This is a genomic window from Pseudomonas mosselii (assembly GCF_019823065.1).
GTDB lineage: Bacteria > Pseudomonadota > Gammaproteobacteria > Pseudomonadales > Pseudomonadaceae > Aquipseudomonas > Aquipseudomonas mosselii.
Genome location: NZ_CP081966.1, coordinates 3,622,878 through 3,642,465 on the forward strand (window position 1 = coordinate 3,622,878; position 19,588 = coordinate 3,642,465).

The 19,588-nt window shown below is 63.7% G+C and carries 13 protein-coding genes and 1 pseudogene; 9 read left to right on the forward strand and 5 right to left on the reverse strand.

What is annotated here, in order from left to right; all coding sequences use genetic code 11:
* Positions 1 to 109: 109 nt before the first annotated feature.
* The 4 genes from K5H97_RS16550 to K5H97_RS16565 all read right to left on the reverse strand — a co-directional run bounded on the left by K5H97_RS16550 (position 110) and on the right by K5H97_RS16565 (position 3,347).
* Positions 110 to 1,306: an alpha/beta hydrolase gene (locus K5H97_RS16550; protein WP_028692011.1), complete on the reverse strand. Its 1,197-nt coding sequence runs from the start codon at positions 1,304 to 1,306 to the stop codon at positions 110 to 112.
* A 198-nt stretch (positions 1,307 to 1,504) separates the two neighbouring features.
* Entirely contained in the window at positions 1,505 to 1,642 is a 138-nt protein-coding gene (locus K5H97_RS16555; protein ID WP_232108940.1) for a hypothetical protein, read from the reverse strand.
* Positions 1,643 to 1,707: 65 nt separating this feature from the next.
* Entirely contained in the window at positions 1,708 to 2,448 is a 741-nt protein-coding gene (locus tag K5H97_RS16560) for a hypothetical protein (RefSeq protein WP_028692012.1), read from the reverse strand.
* 152 nt (positions 2,449 to 2,600) lie between these two features.
* A complete protein-coding gene (locus tag K5H97_RS16565; protein WP_028692013.1) occupies positions 2,601 to 3,347 on the reverse strand; it encodes a sulfite exporter TauE/SafE family protein in 747 nt (248 codons plus the stop codon).
* Positions 3,348 to 3,592: 245 nt separating this feature from the next.
* Between K5H97_RS16565 and K5H97_RS16570 the strand changes: the two genes are divergently transcribed.
* The 8 genes and pseudogenes from K5H97_RS16570 to K5H97_RS16605 all read left to right on the forward strand — a co-directional run bounded on the left by K5H97_RS16570 (position 3,593) and on the right by K5H97_RS16605 (position 17,767).
* A complete protein-coding gene (locus tag K5H97_RS16570) occupies positions 3,593 to 6,988 on the forward strand; it encodes an Ig-like domain-containing protein (RefSeq protein ID WP_028692014.1) in 3,396 nt (1,131 codons plus the stop codon).
* A 55-nt stretch (positions 6,989 to 7,043) separates the two neighbouring features.
* A pseudogene (locus K5H97_RS16575) lies at positions 7,044 to 8,004 on the forward strand (SCO family protein).
* Positions 8,005 to 8,143: 139 nt separating this feature from the next.
* Entirely contained in the window at positions 8,144 to 8,566 is a 423-nt protein-coding gene (locus K5H97_RS16580; protein WP_028692015.1) for a hypothetical protein, read from the forward strand.
* A 101-nt stretch (positions 8,567 to 8,667) separates the two neighbouring features.
* Positions 8,668 to 11,895: an AAA domain-containing protein gene (locus K5H97_RS16585; protein ID WP_315902436.1), complete on the forward strand. Its 3,228-nt coding sequence runs from the start codon at positions 8,668 to 8,670 to the stop codon at positions 11,893 to 11,895.
* Positions 11,896 to 12,020: 125 nt separating this feature from the next.
* On the forward strand, positions 12,021 to 13,298 hold the full coding sequence (locus K5H97_RS16590; RefSeq protein ID WP_028692017.1) for a bifunctional O-acetylhomoserine aminocarboxypropyltransferase/cysteine synthase: 1,278 nt from the start codon (positions 12,021 to 12,023) through the stop codon (positions 13,296 to 13,298).
* Positions 13,299 to 13,361: 63 nt separating this feature from the next.
* Positions 13,362 to 14,135 (forward strand): hypothetical protein, encoded by a 774-nt coding sequence (locus K5H97_RS16595; RefSeq protein ID WP_028692018.1) that lies wholly within the window; start codon positions 13,362 to 13,364, stop codon positions 14,133 to 14,135.
* A gap of 201 nt (positions 14,136 to 14,336) precedes the next feature.
* Complete coding sequence (locus tag K5H97_RS16600; RefSeq protein ID WP_081791616.1) at positions 14,337 to 16,091, forward strand: flavin monoamine oxidase family protein; 1,755 nt, start codon at positions 14,337 to 14,339, stop codon at positions 16,089 to 16,091.
* The gene (locus K5H97_RS16605; protein ID WP_028692019.1) at positions 16,088 to 17,767 is read left to right on the forward strand and encodes an alpha-keto acid decarboxylase family protein; all 1,680 of its coding nucleotides are present in this window, start codon (positions 16,088 to 16,090) and stop codon (positions 17,765 to 17,767) included. Before K5H97_RS16600 ends, K5H97_RS16605 begins: the two co-directional genes overlap by 4 nt.
* A 117-nt stretch (positions 17,768 to 17,884) precedes the next feature.
* Here K5H97_RS16605 and K5H97_RS16610 read toward each other — a convergent pair whose 3' ends face one another.
* Positions 17,885 to 18,181, reverse strand: coding sequence for a DUF3077 domain-containing protein (locus K5H97_RS16610; protein WP_028692020.1), 297 nt, complete (start codon positions 18,179 to 18,181; stop codon positions 17,885 to 17,887).
* A gap of 413 nt (positions 18,182 to 18,594) precedes the next feature.
* Between K5H97_RS16610 and K5H97_RS16615 the strand changes: the two genes are divergently transcribed.
* Positions 18,595 to 19,500, forward strand: a complete 906-nt coding sequence (locus K5H97_RS16615; protein ID WP_028692021.1) for an AraC family transcriptional regulator — start codon at positions 18,595 to 18,597, stop codon at positions 19,498 to 19,500.
* Positions 19,501 to 19,588: the final 88 nt, after the last annotated feature.

The window sequence follows — 19,588 nt, forward strand, 5'->3', positions numbered from 1 at the left end:
CTTCTCGTAAGCGCAGGATAACGATTTCCCAACAAGTATTGGGATGTTCGGCATGGACCGGAAAAAGCCGACAGTCTGTCAGGACCTAGCCCATGCCGAAAAGAGATTTTTAAGGCTTAATATACCAATACCTATCTGGTGGTATCCCCACCGACTCGAGGCCAGATCGCTTGTTCGGTGGAGTAGTTCCACGTACAAGATAATGCATGTCCGAGATAATCGTTCTTGCGTCACCAAAATACGAGTGCCCCACCAAGTCAGTGTCCACGCTGGACGCATCTATCGTGTCCATCCCATCTAGGACGACAATCCCTTTGCCTGACTCACCCGCTCGCGAATACCCATGAATCATCTTTGACGCCATGAGCGCCTTGTCATTCGACGATGCATATAAGGTAAAGCTCCTGCCTGGCGAGACCAGTTTAGGAGCGATGTCACGTTTGAAAACTTCTGCATCTATATCTGGTGCTGCCAGAATAATCCCTCTGACCTTTTGTGCCAGTTCCGGACGTTCGGAGCTCAAAGCAGCGAGTGCGCGAGTCAACCCTCGTGTTCCCATGCTGTGGGCAACCAGGTAGATATGCGTCGCACTTGTTTTCTCCATGAAATCTCTGAGGAAATTTTTAATATCAAGCTCCGCCCACTCGATATTTCTCTCATCCACAGTATATGCCTTGTATTTAGCCCTGGAAGGCCAACTGAAGAATGCCGAAACCCCCGAAAATTGCAGGTCATCAGCCATCTGAGCGGTACGTCTGGCCGCTTCCTCGAATGACACATTGTAGCCATGCACAAAAATCAAAGCTGATCGCTCAGTACCCCGTTCAATTTCGCTGGTAACACCCTCGAAAAAGGTATTTGTCGACTCCCGCTGAGAGTACAACATGACAACATGTTTTTCCGGATCCTCAGTAAACTCCCACTTCAACCAAGAAGGCGACTCCAATTCACCGATTTTGTGAATTGAGGGGATGCTGACATAGCAGGAGCCGTAGCTCATGGCGCCAGGTTCTCCACCGTAAATCTCATCGGAGGTATTGGCGAGCGCTCGTCTGTCGGTGGCGTAACGGACACGAACCACTTTGTATTTTGCCGGCTGGAAACTTTTTGTGAAACCAGCCACCGCTCCGGCCACGTACATGGCGCCATCTTTATCATTACCTGCGGCAAGAATGGTTTGGGACAGAACGGCGCCCAGAGGTGGGTAGCTTTTCCGAGGTTCATGCTCCCAGGTAGCAGTTTGACAACCGATCAGACCGATTGCCCAGACTGCCATCGCTCCGACTTTAAAAATCCTGCATGCCATCCACTACTCCTTCAGCCCATAAACCTTCCCCATTGGCGATATGACACAGATTTTTCGCGACATTCTCACGTATTCAAGCCGCTTTTGGTACTCCGTGCCACCGTAGTGCTCACACCACCTGAGGGTGGCAACATCATTATTGCGGGAATGGATAGACTTGCACCATGGATCACAATGACGTAGGGCAAGCGCTCAACTTTACAGGTCATCCAGCCCAACCGGGATACCTTTCTCTCCCGCGCGGGCCTTGACCAATGCCACCAGCTCGATGTCTTCCAGTCGTTCCATCATCGCCTCGTAAAGTTCAGCAGTTACGTCGGCAAAGATGTTCTGCATAATGATATGCCCTCATTCAAGCGCCATATTTTGATCATCATTCAGGTATTTTCAAGCAAGCTCACCTAGAGAGAATGCGAAACACCCGCGGTTCTGGCCCGCCCCAGCCACGCATAAGCCAGCGCCAGCCCCCCCAGCACCAGTCCGGCAAACACCGCCACCACCACCTGGCTGTAGCGCGCCAGCAGCGCCGGGAACCCCACCACTTCACGGGTCACCTGGATATCAGCGCTGCCGTCGGCATCGCGAATGCTGATCCCGCCCTGACGGATCTGCGAATAATCGGCATCGAAGTACACCCAGACCTTGCTTTCGCTCACCCCGTCGATGGCCGGCAGGTCGATGCTGCTGGTGGGCGTCGGCACCAGCGTGTCGTTGCCGGCGGCGTCACGCACCTGCACCAGGCCCTTGGCCGGCAAGCGGATGTGCACGGCCTTGAGCGGCACCTGCGCGGGGTTGTACAGCTCGATAAGCAGGCCGGTGCGGTGATCCACCAACCCGGCCTCGAACGGCCTGGCGAACAGGTGCAGGTACGGAGCCTGGGCCAGGTCGACCAGCTTGTCGATCTGCGGATGGCTGAGGGCGCCGGCGCCGATGTCGCTGATCTGCGAGTGCAACCGCTCATACTTGAGCAGGTCGTTGGCCTGGCTGATGCGCTCGCTGAACTGGCCCGGGTAGGTGAGATGGGCATAGGTCAGGCGTGCCTGCAGGCGGTCGTCATCGCGCAGCACCGCATAGAGCATGGCGGCGACGGCGACCAGGGCGAGCAGCCCCACCAGGGATTTACCGACTTTTTCCCAATTCACCTGAGGGTTCCTTGTTTTACGGGCGTGTCGAGAGGCAAGGCAGGCAAGGGTGCCAAGAACACCGGATTCGGGCAAGGGTTGGCTGCCTGAGGTGAAGCGGTCTTGCGTGATAGTCGGAATGTACGCTCCTTCAGAGGTGGTGTTCAGCTTGATCAGCCCCGCGCCAGCAACCCCGGCACCGCCACGGCCAGCATCGCCACCCCGGACAAGGTCAGCAGCCCCAGCACGATCCGGCGAAACGCCCGCTCACTGATCCCCAGGTACAGCCGCGTGCCCAGCAGCGTCGGCACTGCCATCGCCAACACCACCACCGCGAACGCCGGCAGCAGCGCCGGGGTCACCAACCCGCTGCCCAGGTAGGTGAGCATGGTCACCGCCAGCATCGACAAGTTGAAGTTCTGGATCACCGCCCGCTGGGTATCGCGCTCGAACCCGCGCAGGGTGCACCAGAGCGTCGGCACGGTGCCGGTAAAGCCGCCGATGCCGCCCAGCACCCCGCCGACCATGCCCACCGCGCCATCGGCCAGGCGCCCGCCCTGCAGACGCGGCAGGCGCGGCGCCAGCAACATCAGTGGGCACCACACCACCAACAGCGTGCCGAACACCGCCTTGAACCACAGCATGTCCAGGTAAGGCAGCACCCACACACCCAGCGGAATCCCCACCAGGCCACCAAGCACAAAGGGCCACAACAGCGACCAGCTGAAGCCCCGGCGCACGCTGAACACCGCGATCAACTGCCCGGTAAGGCTGCCGAATACCGTCAGCACCGCCGCCACCTTCGGTTCCAGCCCCCAGGCCCAGAACGACATGGCCACCATGCCGAAGGCAAAGCCTGACAAGCCTTGGACGAACCCGGCGACGATGGCGCCAAGGGCGATAAGGTAAAGCGGATCCATGTGGGCTCCCGGTGACGATCGAAGGCATCGGGTGGGCAGCATTCCCCACCCAGCAGTGGGTGTCCAGCCCCAGGTTTGCGGCAATACCTTTAGCGTTTCTCGCCCTCACTCTCAGCAACATCTTGAAACAACTGGCGTTTGGCCATTTGCCGTTTGGCACAGCCGTTGCTGTGCCCTGTTCAAGGCACTTCGTCGCTCTTCGAGTGGCAACAGATGCCGGTCTGCACAACACGGGGCATACGGCAATGAACAAAACCGCTGCGACATCGACCCAGGTGTTCAGGTTGTCTAGCGTTACGGCACTGCTGGTCAGCCTTGGGCTGGCCAGCGCGTTCGCCGGGTCGCTCGACGACGTGAGCCAGCCATCGCCTACCGATCCTTCCGCCTACAGTGAACCGCCCGTCACGCCAGTGGCCCAGGCGGCGGCGCTGGAAGACTTGAAAACGATGCCCGAGGCCAACGAGGGCTCGCTGGAACTGACCGATGGCGTCTATGGCAACCGCGCGACGGTGACCACCAACAACGTGCTGCCCCCCGCGCTGCAGACCTCGCGCAAATACCCCACCAACGGCAAGCCCAGCCCCTTGTTCGGTGCCGAGCCGTTCACCCAGCAGTTGCTGCTGTTCGAAGAGTTCGGCCCGGAGAAACTCGACCCGGCCACCCCGCCCTACGTCATGACCTTTCCGCCGCCCGTGGTCGGCGCGGCCCCCGCCCAGGACCCCGATTACGCCGCCCGCAGCAGCCCCAACGGCAACGCTCTGGAGGCGTTCCTGACCCAGCCGGGGCTGACGCCGTTCCCGTCGCAGTACGCCAACGTGCTCGACCGCAACCCGTGGAAGGCGCAGATCGAGATGTTCCTCAACCGCAGCGGGGTCGGCTCGCCCGCCGAAGGCCGGCCACCAGGAAAGGGCTGGTCGCACCAGCGCTGGAACGAGTTCTACCCCCAGGCCGCGTTCAAGACTGCCCAGGCCGGGGCGCGCATCAACCAGGGCCTGCGCGACCGCAAGCAGTTGCACAACTATGCCAAGGGCGAGTTCGCCCCGGGCGGGCTGTACTACCAGACCTCCGACATCCCCACCACCCTGGGCACCACCAAGGGCATCGACACCCGCTTCCACCCCAAGATGCCCCTGCAGGGCCACAAGGCGCTGTGGACCTTCGACGGCACCTTTCCACCCAAGCTGCTGATGGTGCGCTACGGCCAACCGGTGCTGATGCGCCATTACAACGCCCTACCGATCGACCCTTCGGCCAACAACGGCTTTGGCCTGCATACCATCTCCACCCACGAGCACAATGGCCACTCGCCGGCCGAGAGCGACGGCTTCGCCAACGCCTACTTCTTCCCCGGCCAGTACTACGACTACCGCTGGCCGATCCAGCTGGCCGGCTACGACACCATCAACACCCGCGCCCAGGACCCGCGCGCGGCCTTCCCCTGCGCACCGGGCGAAACCCTGTTCGTCAACGACGCCTCCCCTGGCCTGAAGACCTGCGAGAACGGCAGCATCAAGATCCGCGGCGACTGGCGCGAGACCATGAGCACCCACTGGTTCCACGACCACATGCTCGATTTCACCGCGCAGAACGTCTACAAGGGCAACGCGGTAATGATGAACTACTACTCGGCCATCGACCGCGGCAACGAAGCCCTGCAGGATGGCGTCAACCTGCGCTTCCCCAGTGGCGCGGCGATGCCCTGGGGCAACCGCGACTACGACGTCAACCTGGTGATCGCCGACAAGGCCTGGGACGCCAACGGCCAGCTGTGGTTCAACCCGTTCAACACCGACGGCTTTCTCGGCGACCAGATCCTGGTCAACTGGCAGTACCAGCCCAAGCTCAAGGTGCGCGCGCGCAGCTACCGCTTCCGTATCCTCAACGGCTCGGTGTCGCGCTACTTCAAGTTTGCCGTCGTGCGTGAAATCGCCGGCAACAGTGGCGAGTTCAAGGGCCCGAGCGGTTCCAACGTCTCCTATGCCCGCGTGCCGTTCCACATGATCGCCAACGACGGCAACATCATGGAGCACGCCGTGCCATTCGACGGCACCCTGGACCTCAATGGCGACGGCAACCTGCAGGACAACAACGCCATCCTGCCGCTGCAGGGCATCGCCGAGCGCTACGACATCATCATCAATTTCGCCAGGAACGGGATCAAGGCCGGAGACAAGCTGTACTTCGTCAACCTCATGGAACACGACACCGGCAAGGGCCCGAAACAGGCCATTAGCCTGGCCGACGTGCTGTCGGAAAAGTACAAGGCGGTCATCAAGCAGACCAGCAAGGGCCCGGAATGGGATGGCGGCGACCCGGTGGTCGGCAAGTTCATGCAGTTGATCGTGCAGCCCTATACCGGCCAGGACGTCAGCATGGACCCGAGCTTGTATGAACCGGCCAAACCCGGCAAGGCCGCGGGCTTGGTGATGATTCCCCTGCCCCTGGACCGCACCAGCGCCAGCGATCAGGTCAAGCTCAGGGCCGCCCGCCACCGCGAGTTCATCTTCGGCCGCTCCGATGGCACCGACAGCGCGCCCTGGACCATCAAGACCGACGGCGGCTTCGGCTACAGCATGGACCCGCGGCGCATCAACGCCGCCCCGCAACTGGCCAACGAAGCCACCGATGGCGGTTTCAGCGGCGACGGCACCCTCGAGGTGTGGAAGATCAAGAACGGCGGCAATGGCTGGAGCCACCCGGTGCATGTGCACTTCGAGGAAGGGGTAATCCTCAGCCGTGACGGCAAGGCGCCGCCGGAATGGGAAAAATGGGCGCGCAAGGACGTCTACCGCATCGGCCCGGACACTGATTCGTCGGAAGAAGTGGAAATGGCCATTCGCTTTCGCGAGTTCGCCGGCACCTACATGGAGCACTGCCACAACACCCAGCACGAGGACACCTCGATGCTGCTGCGCTGGGACCTGGAACACCCCGGCCAGTTCCAGATGATGCCGACGCCGCTGCCCGGCTGGGATGGCGTGGAATACGTCAACTCCGCCGCCCTGCCGACCTTCCGCACTGCCAGCAGTGGCTCCGGCAACGACGGCAACAAGCCGCCGGTGGCAGTGAACGACAGCGCCGCGACCCTGGCCGGCAAGCCGATCGTGCTCAACGTGCTGGCCAACGACACCGACCCCGACGGCAACCTGCCGCTGAGCATCAGCAGCCTGGCCCAGCCCGACTCCGGCCAAGGCACGGTCAGCAGCAACGGCACGCAGCTCACCTACACCCCACCGGCCACCGTCGCCACGGCGTTCACCGCCAGCTTCACCTACGCCGCGCGCGACGCCAAGGGCCTCGAGTCGCTGGCGCCGGCCACGGTGAGCATCGCGGTCTCGCCAGCGGTGCCGATGGACGAGATCCAGGTCAGCAGCGCCACGGTGCAGTTGCGCAGCAACAACCGCTGGACCTGGGAAGTCTCCGGGACCACTTCGGTGGCCACCGGCAACAGCATCCGGGTTTCCACCAACACCACCAGCGGGCCGCTCGACCTGGGCCTGGCGTCCTTGAGCAGCAGCGGCAGCGGCGCGCGCTGGAAGCTGTCGGTTACCACCACCGGCAGCGGCCCGGCGTCACCACCGGCGGTGACGGTGAAGTCGGCACTGGGGCAGAGCGTGACGGTGCCGCTGAGTATCAAGTGACGTCGTGCAAGGGCCGCCAGGCGGCCCTTTCATGCCAACCCAAGAGGGTCAGACCATGCCCCGCCTCTGCCGCCTGCTGCTCCTGCTGCTGCTCACCCTCGGCCTTTCCTGGTCGCTGCCCCCCAGCCCCCGCGCAACACCCTCCACCCCCTGGGGCGCCGACTACTTTCCCAACATCCCCTTGCTCACCCAGGACGGCCAACAGGTGCGCTTTTTCGACGACCTGATCAAGGGCAAGGTGGTGGCCATCAATTTCATCTTCACCGGCTGCGGCGACTCCTGTCCGGTGGAAACCGCCCGCCTGCGCCAGGTGCAGAAGCTGCTGGGCGAGCGCGTCGGCCAGGACATCTTCATCTACTCGATCAGCATCGATCCCTTTAACGACACCCCCGCCACCCTCAAGCGCTACGCCGAGAAGTTCGCCATCGGCCCGGGCTGGACCTTGCTTACCGGCGCAGCCGCCGACATCGAGCAACTGCGTCGCAGCCTCGGGTTGTACATCGAGGGCCTTGAGAATGGCCGCAGCAAGGACCACAACCTCAGCCTGATCATCGGCAACCAGGCCACCGGCCGCTGGATGAAGGCCTCGCCCTTCGAAAGCCCGTACATCCTCGCCGACCGCCTGGCCAACAGCCTGCACAACTGGAAGACCGCCAGCGCCCAGCACCACGACTACACCCAGGCCCCCGACATTCGCCCGCCCAGCGCGGGCGAACAACTGTTCAGGACCCGCTGCTCGTCGTGCCATACCCTGGGCGAGGCCGAGCCCGGCGCCACCCGAGGTATCGGTCCGGACCTGCTGGGAGTGACCCGCCAGCGTGACGAGGCCTGGCTCAAGCGCTGGCTGATGGAGCCCGACCGGATGGATGCTGGCGGAGAAAGACCCGCTGGCGATGCTGCTGTACGCGCAGTACAACCAACTGGCGATGCCCAACATGCGATTGGGTGAAACAGAAGTGGCGGCGCTGGTCGGCTATCTCGAAGAGGAAACGACGCGCTTGCAAGCACCATATTGAGCGACCGCAGGGGAACGCCACAGGGCAGCTGGCAATATCATGAAGCCATCAAATCGCGTTAAGCTCGCGGTATACACTCAGCCATCGCATCATTGGATCCGATGCACGCCTGCTCGCCGAGATCACAAGGAGTCTTCTCATGCCATACATCACCCAGGTCGACAGCACCCTTTGGGCGCTGATCACTCGCCTGCAGGGTCAGGAGCTGCAAACACCCCACACGCCAAGCAACGCCCGCTTCCAGGTCGACACGGTGGGTGCCGACAACCTGACGATCACCACCGGCGCCCAGGCCAGTAGCCTGACCATCAGCCGTGGGGCGTTCCAGCAAACACTGGACTATCTCGCAGCCAACGGGCACTTCGGCGTTTCCAACGCAGTCCCGGTCGCCTCAAACAAGGATCCGGCACTGGCCGGCCCGGTCTGCCTGGCGGCGCGTCTTCAGCCCAACGGCAACCCTGGGCGCATGGTCATCACCTACATCCTGCCTATTCTCGAGCACTGCCAGGCGGTCGGCATACAGCGCGCCATCACCCCGACCACGACCTGGCTTCTACCCTGAAGCCCATCTTGTCAGCGCGGCAGGACGCCAACGCGCCGCAGTTCACATGCCGCATTTTTGCCTAGAGCGACCGCCCGGATCCCCAGGCCCCGTTTTCAAGGATGTCGATGAACCCGTCAAACATCGTGCGCTACTGGCACGCCATCGAATTGTTGCAACCTCAACCCGTCCCCAAACTGAACATCCGTGACGAGGACGACATCTATCTGCCGTTCTTTCACGACATCCGCAGCCAGGACGACCCGCTGCCTTGGATGCCCGGCAGCCTGGTGGGCAAGCAGAAACTGCCGGAAAAACGCGTATGGAGCCACAGCCTGTTCGCCCACCTTTACGACAGCCTGGCGGTGACTACCGCCCTGGGGGAGCGGTTTGGCGCCGACCAGGGCTACAGCGAGCCACAGTCGCGGGAAACGGCCCTGTTCGCCCTGCGCTTCAGCGCCGAAGGCATGCTGGTACCGGACAGCCTGGTGCTGTCCAGCGAAGCCTGGTTTCTTGGTTGCGTGCTTGCCGAGCGGAATTGGGAGCATGGCTTCGCCAGCGCGCAGGACGACGCCCGCCAACTGGCCTGTCAGCTGCTTGGCACCGTCGTCACCAGCGATGCGTTGCATGAACTGACCCTGGCGATTGTTCAAGCGTTGGGGCTGGAGGCATTCTTCGGCGATGCCGCTCACCGCCACAGGGTGCGCTCCACCCCGATCGATCCAGAAAAGCCTGCACCTCAGGACGATCCACTCAACAGCTTCCTGCTCGATGACCTCACTCATGTCGCATCGGCGCTGGATCGCGGCGTGTCCAGTACCGCGCTCACCCAGTACCTGCGTGAACATGCCCCAGGCCAACGGCTGCACCTGGACCAGCCGCATGCCTCGCTGCCGATCATCGAGCGTCTCTATCCCCATCGCCATGCGCCGGGCTGCTGGCCGAGCGATAAGCATCTTGGCCTGGTGCACTCGCAACAGCTGGCAGTCAACAGCCTGTTGGCCGAACTCGGTGAAAGTGCTGGAGTCATGGGGGTCAACGGCCCACCAGGAACAGGCAAGACCACGCTGTTGCGCGACCTGATCGCGGCCGTGGTGACCCGCAGAGCCGATGTGCTCGCCTCGTTCGACAGGGCTTCCCAGGCCTTTCTCAACAATGGCTGCGAGGAGCTCAACGACGGCGGGCGGCCGCAGAAAGGCTACCGCCTGAACCCCGAGCTGTTCGGTTTCGAAGTGGTGGTAGCCTCGAGCAATAATGGCGCGGTGGAAAACATCACGCTGGAGCTGCCGCAGGCCGGAAAGGTCGACCCCTCCTGGCTTGGCGAAATCGATTATTTCGCTGACATCGCCACGTTGCTGATCGACCAGCCGGCCTGGGGATTGATCTCTGCGGCACTGGGCAGCAAGACCAAGCGCAAGCAGTTCGTCAGCCAGTTTTTCTACGGTGAAGCCCCCCCCAAGAAGAAAAAGGCACGAACGAGCGAAGCCGCAAACGACCTGCAGACCGCCGACGTGCTCGCTGAGCACGAAGACAGCTACACCGCGGATATCGACGTATCCGACAAGCCGACCGGTCCTCGGGGGTTCATCGGCTGGCTGAGCAACCCGGCCAACAGCATCCCCGAGAGCGAACGCCAGGCACGCTGGAAAGCGGCAAAACGTCGCTACACCGCCAGCAAGGAAGCAGCCGACGCGCTGTGTGAGCAAATCGCGGCGATCAATCAACGAATCGATGCCGTTCGTGAAAGTCGAACGGCGCTGACCTTTCAACAGGCTGAGCATGACGCTCACTGGCGCGCCCATGAGCGACTCAAGGCTGGCCAGCTAGACCACGAGAACGCGAATCTGCTGCCAGCCCGGAACCAACTGAGAAATGCGCTGGATGCCCTGGACAGCCACGTCGGCCAACGGCCCGGCATATGGCGCAATCTCGTCACCCTCGGGGGGGCGGGCCGCACATGGCGTGCGCAACGTACCTATCTGCAGCAACGCCACCAGCTTTGCAGCGACAGTTACGCCACCGCCATGAAACAGGATGCGCGCCTTTCCGAGCAGCTACAGATGCATCAACTGCAGCTCGAAGCCGTCAAGCAGCAGCTTGGGCTTGCAGAGGCTGCACTGCACACCGACGTCGAAACAGCTCGGCAACTTGCCGTCGTGGGGGGAGCCGAGCATCTGCTGCCCTGGCTGACGCAGGGGGATATTGGCCGTGGGGAGGCCATTGAGAAACTCGAGCCCTGGCAATTGAAAGGCTGGCGCCAGGCACGGGCACGGGTGTTCATCGAGGCACTCGGCCTGCACAAGACCCTGTTCCAGATCGAGGCGAAGCGCTTGAGCGCCAACCTCTACTGCATCACCCGACAACTGACAGGCAGCCAGTATCTGGGCATTTCCCAAGACCTGAGCCGGTCGATCTGGGCATCACTGTTCATGGTGGTTCCGGTCCTGAGCAGTACCTTCGCCTCGTTCGCCCGATCGTTCGGCAGCTTTGGCTGTGAAGAAATTGGCTGGCTGCTGGTGGACGAGGCCGGCCAGGCCACGCCACAGGCTGCCGTAGGCGCCCTATGGCGTGCACGCCGCGCCGTGCTGGTCGGCGATCCGCTGCAATTGCCGCCCATCGTGCCGGTATGCGATGCGGTGCTTGAGCACATGCGAAACCACTACCAGGTCGATCCGCACTGGATCTGCAATCGCCAGTCCGCCCAGTCCCTTGCCGACCTCGCCACGCGATGGGGCAAGATGCTGGGCCCAAAGGAGGCGCAGACCTGGGTAGGCCTACCACTGGTGGTCCATCGCCGCTGCGACCGTCCAATGTTCGAGATGGCAAACCGTATCGCTTATGCCGGCGCTATGGTCTATGGCACGGGCACGCCGGAACCCGCGAAAGCTACCAAGGCCAGCCTTCCCTCCGGCTGGCTGCATGCTCCCGGTCCTTCGTCAGGCAACTGGGTCCGTCAGGAAGGCATCATGCTCAAACGTCTGCTGGAACGCCTTGAGGCCGATGGTGTGCCAAAGGACGCGATCACGGTCATTACGCCGTTTCAAGACGTACGGAGCAAACTCTCGACATTCTTGCCCGCCCAGATCGTCTACGGGACCATTCATACCATGCAAGGCAAGGAAGCGCAGATCATCGTACTGCTGCTGGGCGGAAGCGCCGACAGCCAAGGTGCGCGAGATTGGGCGGTGGAAACCCCGAATCTGCTCAACGTTGCAGTCACCCGCGCCAGGGAGCGGCTGTACGTCATCGGTGACTACGATGACTGGAGCAAGCGCCGACAGTTCGAACAGATCATGACGTTGTTGCCGAAACGATCCCTGCTGCCGCTCGACAGCACGACCTCTGCCTGAGCAGCCGCGCGAACCAGGCCCGACCGATGCCGGGCCTGGCCGCACCGCCCGTGTGACACTTGACCCGCACCTGCGGCCCGCTCCATGCTCGAACGCTTCCACCCCCACGCTCAAGGAACGACCGCATGAAGCTGGAAACACTCGCCATCCACGCGGGCTTCAGCCCCGACCCGACCACCAAGGCAGTGGCCGTGCCGATCTACCAGACCACCTCGTTCGCCTTCGACGACACCCAGCACGGCGCCGACCTGTTCGACCTCAAGGTCGCGGGCAACATCTACTCGCGCATCATGAACCCCACCAACGACGTGCTCGAGCAGCGCATGGCCGCCCTTGAGGGCGGTGTCGGCGCGCTGGCCGTGGCCTCGGGCATGGCCGCCATCACCTACGCCATCCAGACCGTCGCCGAGGCCGGCGACAACATCGTCTCGGTGGCCAAGCTGTACGGTGGCACCTACAACCTGCTGGCCCACACCCTGCCGCGCATGGGCATCACCACCCGCTTCGCCGCCCACGACGACATCGCCGCCCTCGAGGCGCTGATCGACGAACGCACCAAGGCGGTGTTCTGCGAGTCGATCGGCAACCCCGCCGGCAACATCGTCGATATCGCCGCGCTGGCCGAGGCAGCCCATCGCCATGGCGTGCCGCTGATCGTCGACAACACCGTGGCCACGCCGATCCTCTGCCGCCCGTTCGAGCACGGCGCCGATATCGTGGTGCACTCGCTGACCAAGTACATCGGCGGCCACGGCACCAGCATCGGCGGCATCGTCATCGACTCGGGCAAATTCCCTTGGGCCGAGCACAAGCAGCGTTTCGCCCTGCTCAATACCCCCGACCCGTCCTACCACGGCGTCACCTACACCGAAGCCTTCGGCCCCGCCGCCTTCATTGGTCGCTGCCGCGTGGTGCCGCTGCGCAACACTGGCGCCGCGTTGTCGCCGTTCAATGCTTTCCTGATCCTGCAAGGCCTGGAGACCCTGGCCCTGCGCATGGAGCGCCATACCGAGAACGCGCTCAAGGTCGCCCGCTACCTGCAGGAGCACGACCAGGTAGCCTGGGTGAAGTACGCAGGCCTGCCGGACCACCCCGAGCACGAACTGGCCCGGCGCTACACCGGCGGCAAGCCGGCATCGATCCTGTCGTTCGGCATCAAGGGCGGCCAGGCCGCCGGGGCGCGCTTCATCGATGCGCTGCAACTGGTGGTGCGCCTGGTCAACATCGGCGACGCCAAGTCGCTGGCCTGCCACCCCGCCTCCACCACCCATCGCCAGCTCAACGACGAAGAGCTGGAAAAAGCCGGCGTGCCGCGCGACATGGTGCGCCTGTCGATCGGCATCGAGCACAGCGACGACATCATCGCCGACCTCGCCCAGGCACTGGAGGCCAGCCGAGGCTGATTCACCTGCGCCCCACCCAATGCCGACGGCGGGCGCCCCCTTGCAGAACCGGAACCCCGCGCAATGACCCTTTTCTACCTGAAACTCGTCGTCACCCCGCTGCTGATGTGGGCCATCTCCCTCGCCTCGCGGCGCTGGGGTGGCCTGCTTGGCGGGCTGCTGTCCGGGCTGCCGATCACCTCGGCCCTGGTGATGACCTTCCTGTGCCTGGAGCAAGGCACGGGCTTCGCCCTGGGCGCGGTGCCCGGCGCACTGGGTGGGCTGGCGGCCGTGCAGGCCACCTACACCTTCTACCTGTTCGTCACGCGCAGACTCGGTACCGCACCGGCCGTCGCGCTGTCGATCCTGTTCTATGGCCTGGCGGCCTATGCCTTCACCCACTGGGGTGGGCTGTACCTGTCGGTGGCCGTGGCGCTGCTGCTGATCGGCGTGCTGATCCGCGCCAGTGGCCGCGAGCCCAGGCCCAACACCCTTGCCCGCCCCCGACACCGATATTGGGAGATTCCGCTGCGCATGGTGTCCGCCACCTCGCTGCTGATGGTCACCACCAGCCTGGCCAGCTGGCTGGGCCCGGCCACCAGCGGCATGCTGGCGCCGATTCCGGTGATTGCCTGGCCGCTGGTGGTATTCGCCCATGTGCAGGGCGGCCGAGCCGGGATGGCGGCGATGGTGCGGGGCAATGCGATTGGCGCGGTGGGGGTGATCGCGTTCTACCTGGCGATGGCGGGGTTGCTGGAGCGGCTGGGGGTTGCCGTGACCATCAGCCTGGCGATGGGCGTAGCCGTAGCGCTGACGGTCGCCTTGGCGACGGTCTTGCGGCGCCTGCGAACCGACTGAGAGCAATGCTCTTGCCGGGCGTTCAAAATTGACGCCTGCCCCTGTGGGAGCGGCCTTGCCGAGACTACCCATTCCTACGAAGACCCCTCCCCCAGGACCGTCCCCAACAATCGATGATGGCAAACTGGCATTCCAGCAAACCTCGACAATACTGGCTCTTCACATGGATTCCTTGCCCACAACAACAAAAGGGAATTTGCGATGAGCCAGCCCCAACCCTTGGACGTCGCCATCATCGGCGGCGGTGTCTCCGGTACCTACAGCGCCTGGCGCCTGCAACAGGCCCATGGCGACAGCCAGCGTATCCAGTTGTTCGAATATGGCGATCGCATCGGCGGGAGGCTGTTCAGCGTCAAGCTGCCCGGCCTGCCCAACGTGGTCGCCGAAGTCGGGGGCATGCGCTACATGCCCGGCGCCGATGGCCATGTGATGGTCGACACGCTGGTGCAACACCTGGGCCTGCCGAGCCAGGACTTCCCCATGGGCAACGAGCTGCCCAAGGACGCGCCCATTGGCGCCAAGGACAACCTGTTCTACCTGCGCGGCCAGCGCTTCCGGTTCCGCGACTTCATCGAAGCGCCGCACAAGATCCCCTACGACCTCGGCTGGACCGAGCGCGGCTACAACCCCGAAGACCTCCAGGTCAACGTGATGAACAGCCTCTACCCCGGCTTCGACAAGCTGAGCCTGGCCGAGCAGATGCAAGTGCAGGTGTTCGGCAAGCCGATCTGGCGCTACGGCTTCTGGGACCTGCTCTACCGCGTGCTGAGCAACGAGGGCTACCAGTTCATGAAGGACGCCGGCGGCTACGAGGCCAACGTCGCCAACGCCAGCGCCGTGACCCAACTGCCGGCCACCGAATACAGCGACGCCACCGTGTTCCGCACGCTCAAGGATGGCTTCCAGAGCCTGCCGCTGACCCTCGCCCGGCGCTTCACCGAACAGACCGGCGGCCTGGTGCCCGCCGACCAGCGCATCCAGATGAACCGCCGCCTGGCCGCCCTGAGCTACAGCGACGACACCGAGTACCCCTACCGCCTGCACCTGCGCCACACCGAGACCGTCAACGGCAAGACCCACGACCTCGAAGGCGAGGACATCATCCACGCCCGCCAGGTGATCCTCGCCCTGCCGCGCCGTTCGCTGGAGCTGATCGACTCGCCGCTGTTCGACGACCCGTGGCTCAAGGACAACCTCGGTTCGGTGCTGGTGCAGTCGGCGTTCAAGCTGTTCCTCGCCTACGAGCAACCCTGGTGGCGCAACCTGGGCCTGGTGGCCGGACGCTCGGTCACCGACCTGCCGATCCGCCAGTGCTACTACATGGGCACCGAGTGCGAGCAGCCTGGCGGTGAACAGACCTACAACTCGCTGCTGATGGCCTCCTACAACGACATCGGCACCGTGCCGTTCTGGAAAGGCCTGGAAGACGGCCCCGAGTTCGTCGGCTACACCCCGCGCAGCCTCGAAGGCCGCATCGCCAGCGACGCCGTGGTGCCGCGCACGCAGTTCCAGATCAGCGACGAGATGGTGCGCATCGCCCAGCGCCAGGTCACTCAGCTGCACGCCCAGATCGAGCTGCCGGCCCCCTATTCGGCGGTGTACCACGCCTGGGACGCCGACCCGTACGGCGGCGGCTGGCACGAATGGAAGGCCAACTATCGCCTGGACCTGATCATCCAGAAGATGCGCCATCCGGTGCAGGACCAGCAGGTGTTCATCGTCGGCGAGGCCTACTCCTACGGTCAGGGCTGGGTCGAAGGCGCGCTGACCACCGCCGAGTCCGCGCTGCAGGAGTTTTTCGAGCTGCCCCGTCCTGACTGGCTCCCCGCCAGTTATCAGTTGCTGCCGACCCCAGCGCCGGAAGAGATCGACTACGCCACGCCGCCGATGCCCACGCATCCCTCGCAAGTGCTTGAAGGCATCACCCAGAACATCTGCGCGGGGATCAAGCCATGAGCGCCTTCACCGTTGCCGATTACCTGCTGACCCGCCTCAAGGAACTGGGCCTGGACAAGGTGTTCCAGGTTCCGGGGGACTACTGCTCGAAGTTCATGAGCGCGCTGGATGCCTTCGAGGGCATCGAAGCCGTGGGCGAGATCTACGAGATGGGCGCCGCCTACAGCGCCGACGGCTACGCCCGGGTGCACGGCCTGGGCGCGGTGTCGCTGCAGTACGGCGTGGGCACCTTCAGCGCGGTGAACGCCATCGCCGGCGCTTATGTGGAGCGCAACCCGGTGGTGGTGATTTCCGCCAGCCCCTCGACCAGCGACCGCCTCAAGGCCAATGCCCAGAACGTGCTGTTCCACCACTCCATCGGCAACTTCGAGGCCGACCGCAACGTGCTGGAGCAAGTGACCGTGGCCTGCGAGATCCTGTCCGACCCGCACCGCGCGCCGTGGCAGATCGACAACGCGCTGATCGCCGCCCTCACCCACCGCCAGCCCATCTACCTGGAGGCCTACCAGGACATCTGGGGCGCCGAGGTCAGCCGCCCCCATGGCCAGCTGACCCCGGCCCCGCGCCCGTCCAATCCCCAGGCCCTGCAAAGCCTGGTCGAAGCCAGCGTGCAACGCCTGGCGAAGGCGCGCCAGCCCCTGGTGCTGCTGGGCGTGGAGATCATCCGCTACGGCCTGCAGGACGCCGTGCAGCGCCTGATCGACAGTTGCGGCCTGCCCTTTTCCACCACCCTCGACGCCAAGACCGCGCTCGACGAGAGCCAGGCGCCGTTCATCGGCACCTACGCCGGCCCCGCCTCGCGCCCGGAAACCTCGGCCCGGGTGGATGCCTGCGACTGCATCCTGGCCATCGGCGTGATCTTCACCGACGACTACCTGGACCTGCTCAAGGCCCGCTACGGCCAGATCGTCCAGGTGAACTGCGAACTGGCCCGCGCCGGCGCCGACTACTACCCCAACGTGCGTCTGCCCGACTACGTCGATGCCCTGCTCAAGGCCCTGGAGGTGGACGCCCAGTTCCCGCGCCCGAGCGCGGCACTGGCCGCCTCGCGCCCACTGCTGGGCAGCGGCGCGGTGCCCTGCGCGCTGAGCTACGCAAGCTTCTTCGACAGCCTGGTGAACTTCGCCCAGGAGCACCGCCTGTGGCAGACCAGCACGCTGATCCTCGGCGAGAGCTCGTCGCTGTATGTGGCCAGCAACATCAACGGCATGCCCCGTGGCAGCTTCATCTCCGACGCCATCTGGGGCTCGCTCGGCCACGAGACCGGTTGCGCCCTGGGCGTGGCGCTGGGCAGCGGCCGGCGCCCGGTGGTGGTGGCCGGCGACGGCGGGTTCATGATGGTCAGCCAGTCACTGGCGGCGTTGGCGCGCAACAAGGTCAATGCCTTGGTGTTCGTGATGAGCAACCAGGTGTATGCGATCGAGCAAGCCTTCGTCGACCCTGACGCGTTCACGCCCGAAGGTGAGTTTGCGCCGTTCGATACCCTGCCCGCGCTGGACTATACGGCGCTGGCGAGCGGGTATGGCGCACTGGGGTATCGGGTGGAGACGGTGGACCAGTTGGAACGGTTGCTGGCGCAGGTGCTGATGGTGGAGGATCGGCCGGTGCTGGTGGAGGTGAAGATTGCCGAGAAGGACTTTGCCGAGCAGATCAAACGGTTGGCCGGGGTGAGTTAAAGCTACGGAGCAGTGGTGTCAGGCATCAGCCTTGCTGGTGCCACGCCCACGTACTTCCTCCAGATGAAAAAGCCGCTTTCGTTTGCTCGAAAGCGGCCCTTGCCGTTACGCCGACGTTCAACTGTCGCCTTGCTCACACTTGGCCGGCAACTGCCCATCGATCATCGCCTTGGCCATGCCACTGAGGTAGTACGTCGCCCGCATCAGCGTCTGTGCCTCTTTCGGCTGGCTCAACGCCTGGTACGTCAGCGATGTGATACAGCCCAGGATGATTGTTGTTTCCTGCAGCACGTCCTCGGTCGGCAACCCCGGGATCGCCTGCACCCAGTCGCGCACCGAGAACTGCTTGGTGCGGCCGACCAGGCTGACGATCTTCAAGTCTGTGGTGCCCTTTGCGTGTTCGTCCTTGTCCATGACCTTGCCCCCTGGAAAAAGAAAGAGCCCGTCGCGCTTCATCCTCCGGAACCGCCATACCTGACTGCGCGATCCGTGCGCAGTAAGCTGCCCAGTGGTGCGGCCTGTTCCGACGGGTGAAGCGCGACGAGCAGGCCGAGACTAAAGCGATCGCCAATGCGCTACAACGGGCTACCGGCAGGAAAAGGCATCTTTAGGAAAAGGCCTACATAAACAACGAAACAAAGGCTGCAGGACCTGAAATATTCTCCGCATAGGTTGTCCACCGCGAGACAAGTCGCATCGCCGCGCCCACGAAGGCCGCATTGACCTGCATCGGGTGGCACCAGGGATGCCTTGGCTGCAAAGCATCTGCCCTGCTCCAGCACTTCAGGCTACGATGACACCTCGCCCCGCCAGGCCCAGCCACCGCCATGCCCAGAACCAGCAAAGTCACCGACCCATCCTACGAGTTGATGGACGACCATGAAGGCGCCTCGCTGATCTACCGTCAGCACGGCTTCCCCAGCCCGCTGGTGCGCTGGCATTTCCACAAGGAATACGAGCTGCACCTGATCGTTGCCAGTGCAGGCAAGGTGTTCATCGGCGACTACATCGGCAACTTCGCCCCCGACACGCTGTTCCTCACCGGCCCCAACCTGCCGCACAACTGGATCAGCCAGGTCGGCCCCGACGAAGTGGTGGCCAAGCGCGACATGCTGGTGAACTTCACCGACGAGGTGCTTGAAGGCGGCAGCCAGGTGTTCTCCGAGCTCACCCAGCTCGCCCCGCTGCTGGCACGAGCGCGCTACGGCATCGAGTTCCGCGACCCGGCGCTGATCCGCGATAGCCGTCACCTGCTGCAACGCATCGCCGATAGCTGCGGCATGACCCGCCTGGGATACTTTTTTATCCTCATGGAACAGCTGGCCGCCTGTGAGGACTACCAACTGCTGTCCACCGTCACCTCCTCGCAACTGGCCGACGAGCACAACGTCGAGCGCATCAACCGGGCGGTGGACTACATCTTCCAGCACTACGCCCAGGACCTGAGCCAGAACGAGGTGGCCGAACACCTGGGGATGACGCCGACCTACTTCTCGCGGTTCTTCAAGCAGGCCGCCGGGCGCGGCTTCGTCGAGTTCGTCAACCGGCTGCGGGTGAGCAAGTCGTGCGAGCTGCTGGCCAAGGGCGAGCTGCCGGTGACCGAGGTGTGCTTCGAGTCGGGGTTCAGCAACCTGTCGAACTTCAACCGGCGCTTCTTGCAGCTCAAGGGCATGACCCCGTCCGACTACCGCAGCCTGGTGACCCAGCGCCTTACCGAGCAGAACCGGGCCTGAATCGGGGCGATGTGCCGAGGTCGTACGCAATCCCTGTGGGAGCGGCCTTGTGTCGCGAAAGGGCCGCACAGCGGCCCCGGCGATTCAT

Bases quoted from the DNA above. Each gene is read 5' to 3' on its own strand.
- K5H97_RS16550 (WP_028692011.1), bottom strand. From the start codon at position 1,306: ATGGCATGCAGGATTTTTAAAGTCGGAGCGATGGCAGTCTGGGCAATC.
- K5H97_RS16565 (WP_028692013.1), bottom strand. From the start codon at position 3,347: ATGGATCCGCTTTACCTTATCGCCCTTGGCGCCATCGTCGCCGGGTTC.
- K5H97_RS16605 (WP_028692019.1), top strand. From the start codon at position 16,088: ATGAGCGCCTTCACCGTTGCCGATTACCTGCTGACCCGCCTCAAGGAA.
- K5H97_RS16555 (WP_232108940.1), bottom strand. From the start codon at position 1,642: ATGCAGAACATCTTTGCCGACGTAACTGCTGAACTTTACGAGGCGATG.
- K5H97_RS16600 (WP_081791616.1), top strand. From the start codon at position 14,337: ATGAGCCAGCCCCAACCCTTGGACGTCGCCATCATCGGCGGCGGTGTC.
- K5H97_RS16610 (WP_028692020.1), bottom strand. From the start codon at position 18,181: ATGGACAAGGACGAACACGCAAAGGGCACCACAGACTTGAAGATCGTC.
- K5H97_RS16585 (WP_315902436.1), top strand. From the start codon at position 8,668: ATGTCGATGAACCCGTCAAACATCGTGCGCTACTGGCACGCCATCGAA.
- K5H97_RS16580 (WP_028692015.1), top strand. From the start codon at position 8,144: ATGCCATACATCACCCAGGTCGACAGCACCCTTTGGGCGCTGATCACT.
- K5H97_RS16595 (WP_028692018.1), top strand. From the start codon at position 13,362: ATGACCCTTTTCTACCTGAAACTCGTCGTCACCCCGCTGCTGATGTGG.
- K5H97_RS16570 (WP_028692014.1), top strand. From the start codon at position 3,593: ATGAACAAAACCGCTGCGACATCGACCCAGGTGTTCAGGTTGTCTAGC.
- K5H97_RS16615 (WP_028692021.1), top strand. From the start codon at position 18,595: ATGCCCAGAACCAGCAAAGTCACCGACCCATCCTACGAGTTGATGGAC.
- K5H97_RS16590 (WP_028692017.1), top strand. From the start codon at position 12,021: ATGAAGCTGGAAACACTCGCCATCCACGCGGGCTTCAGCCCCGACCCG.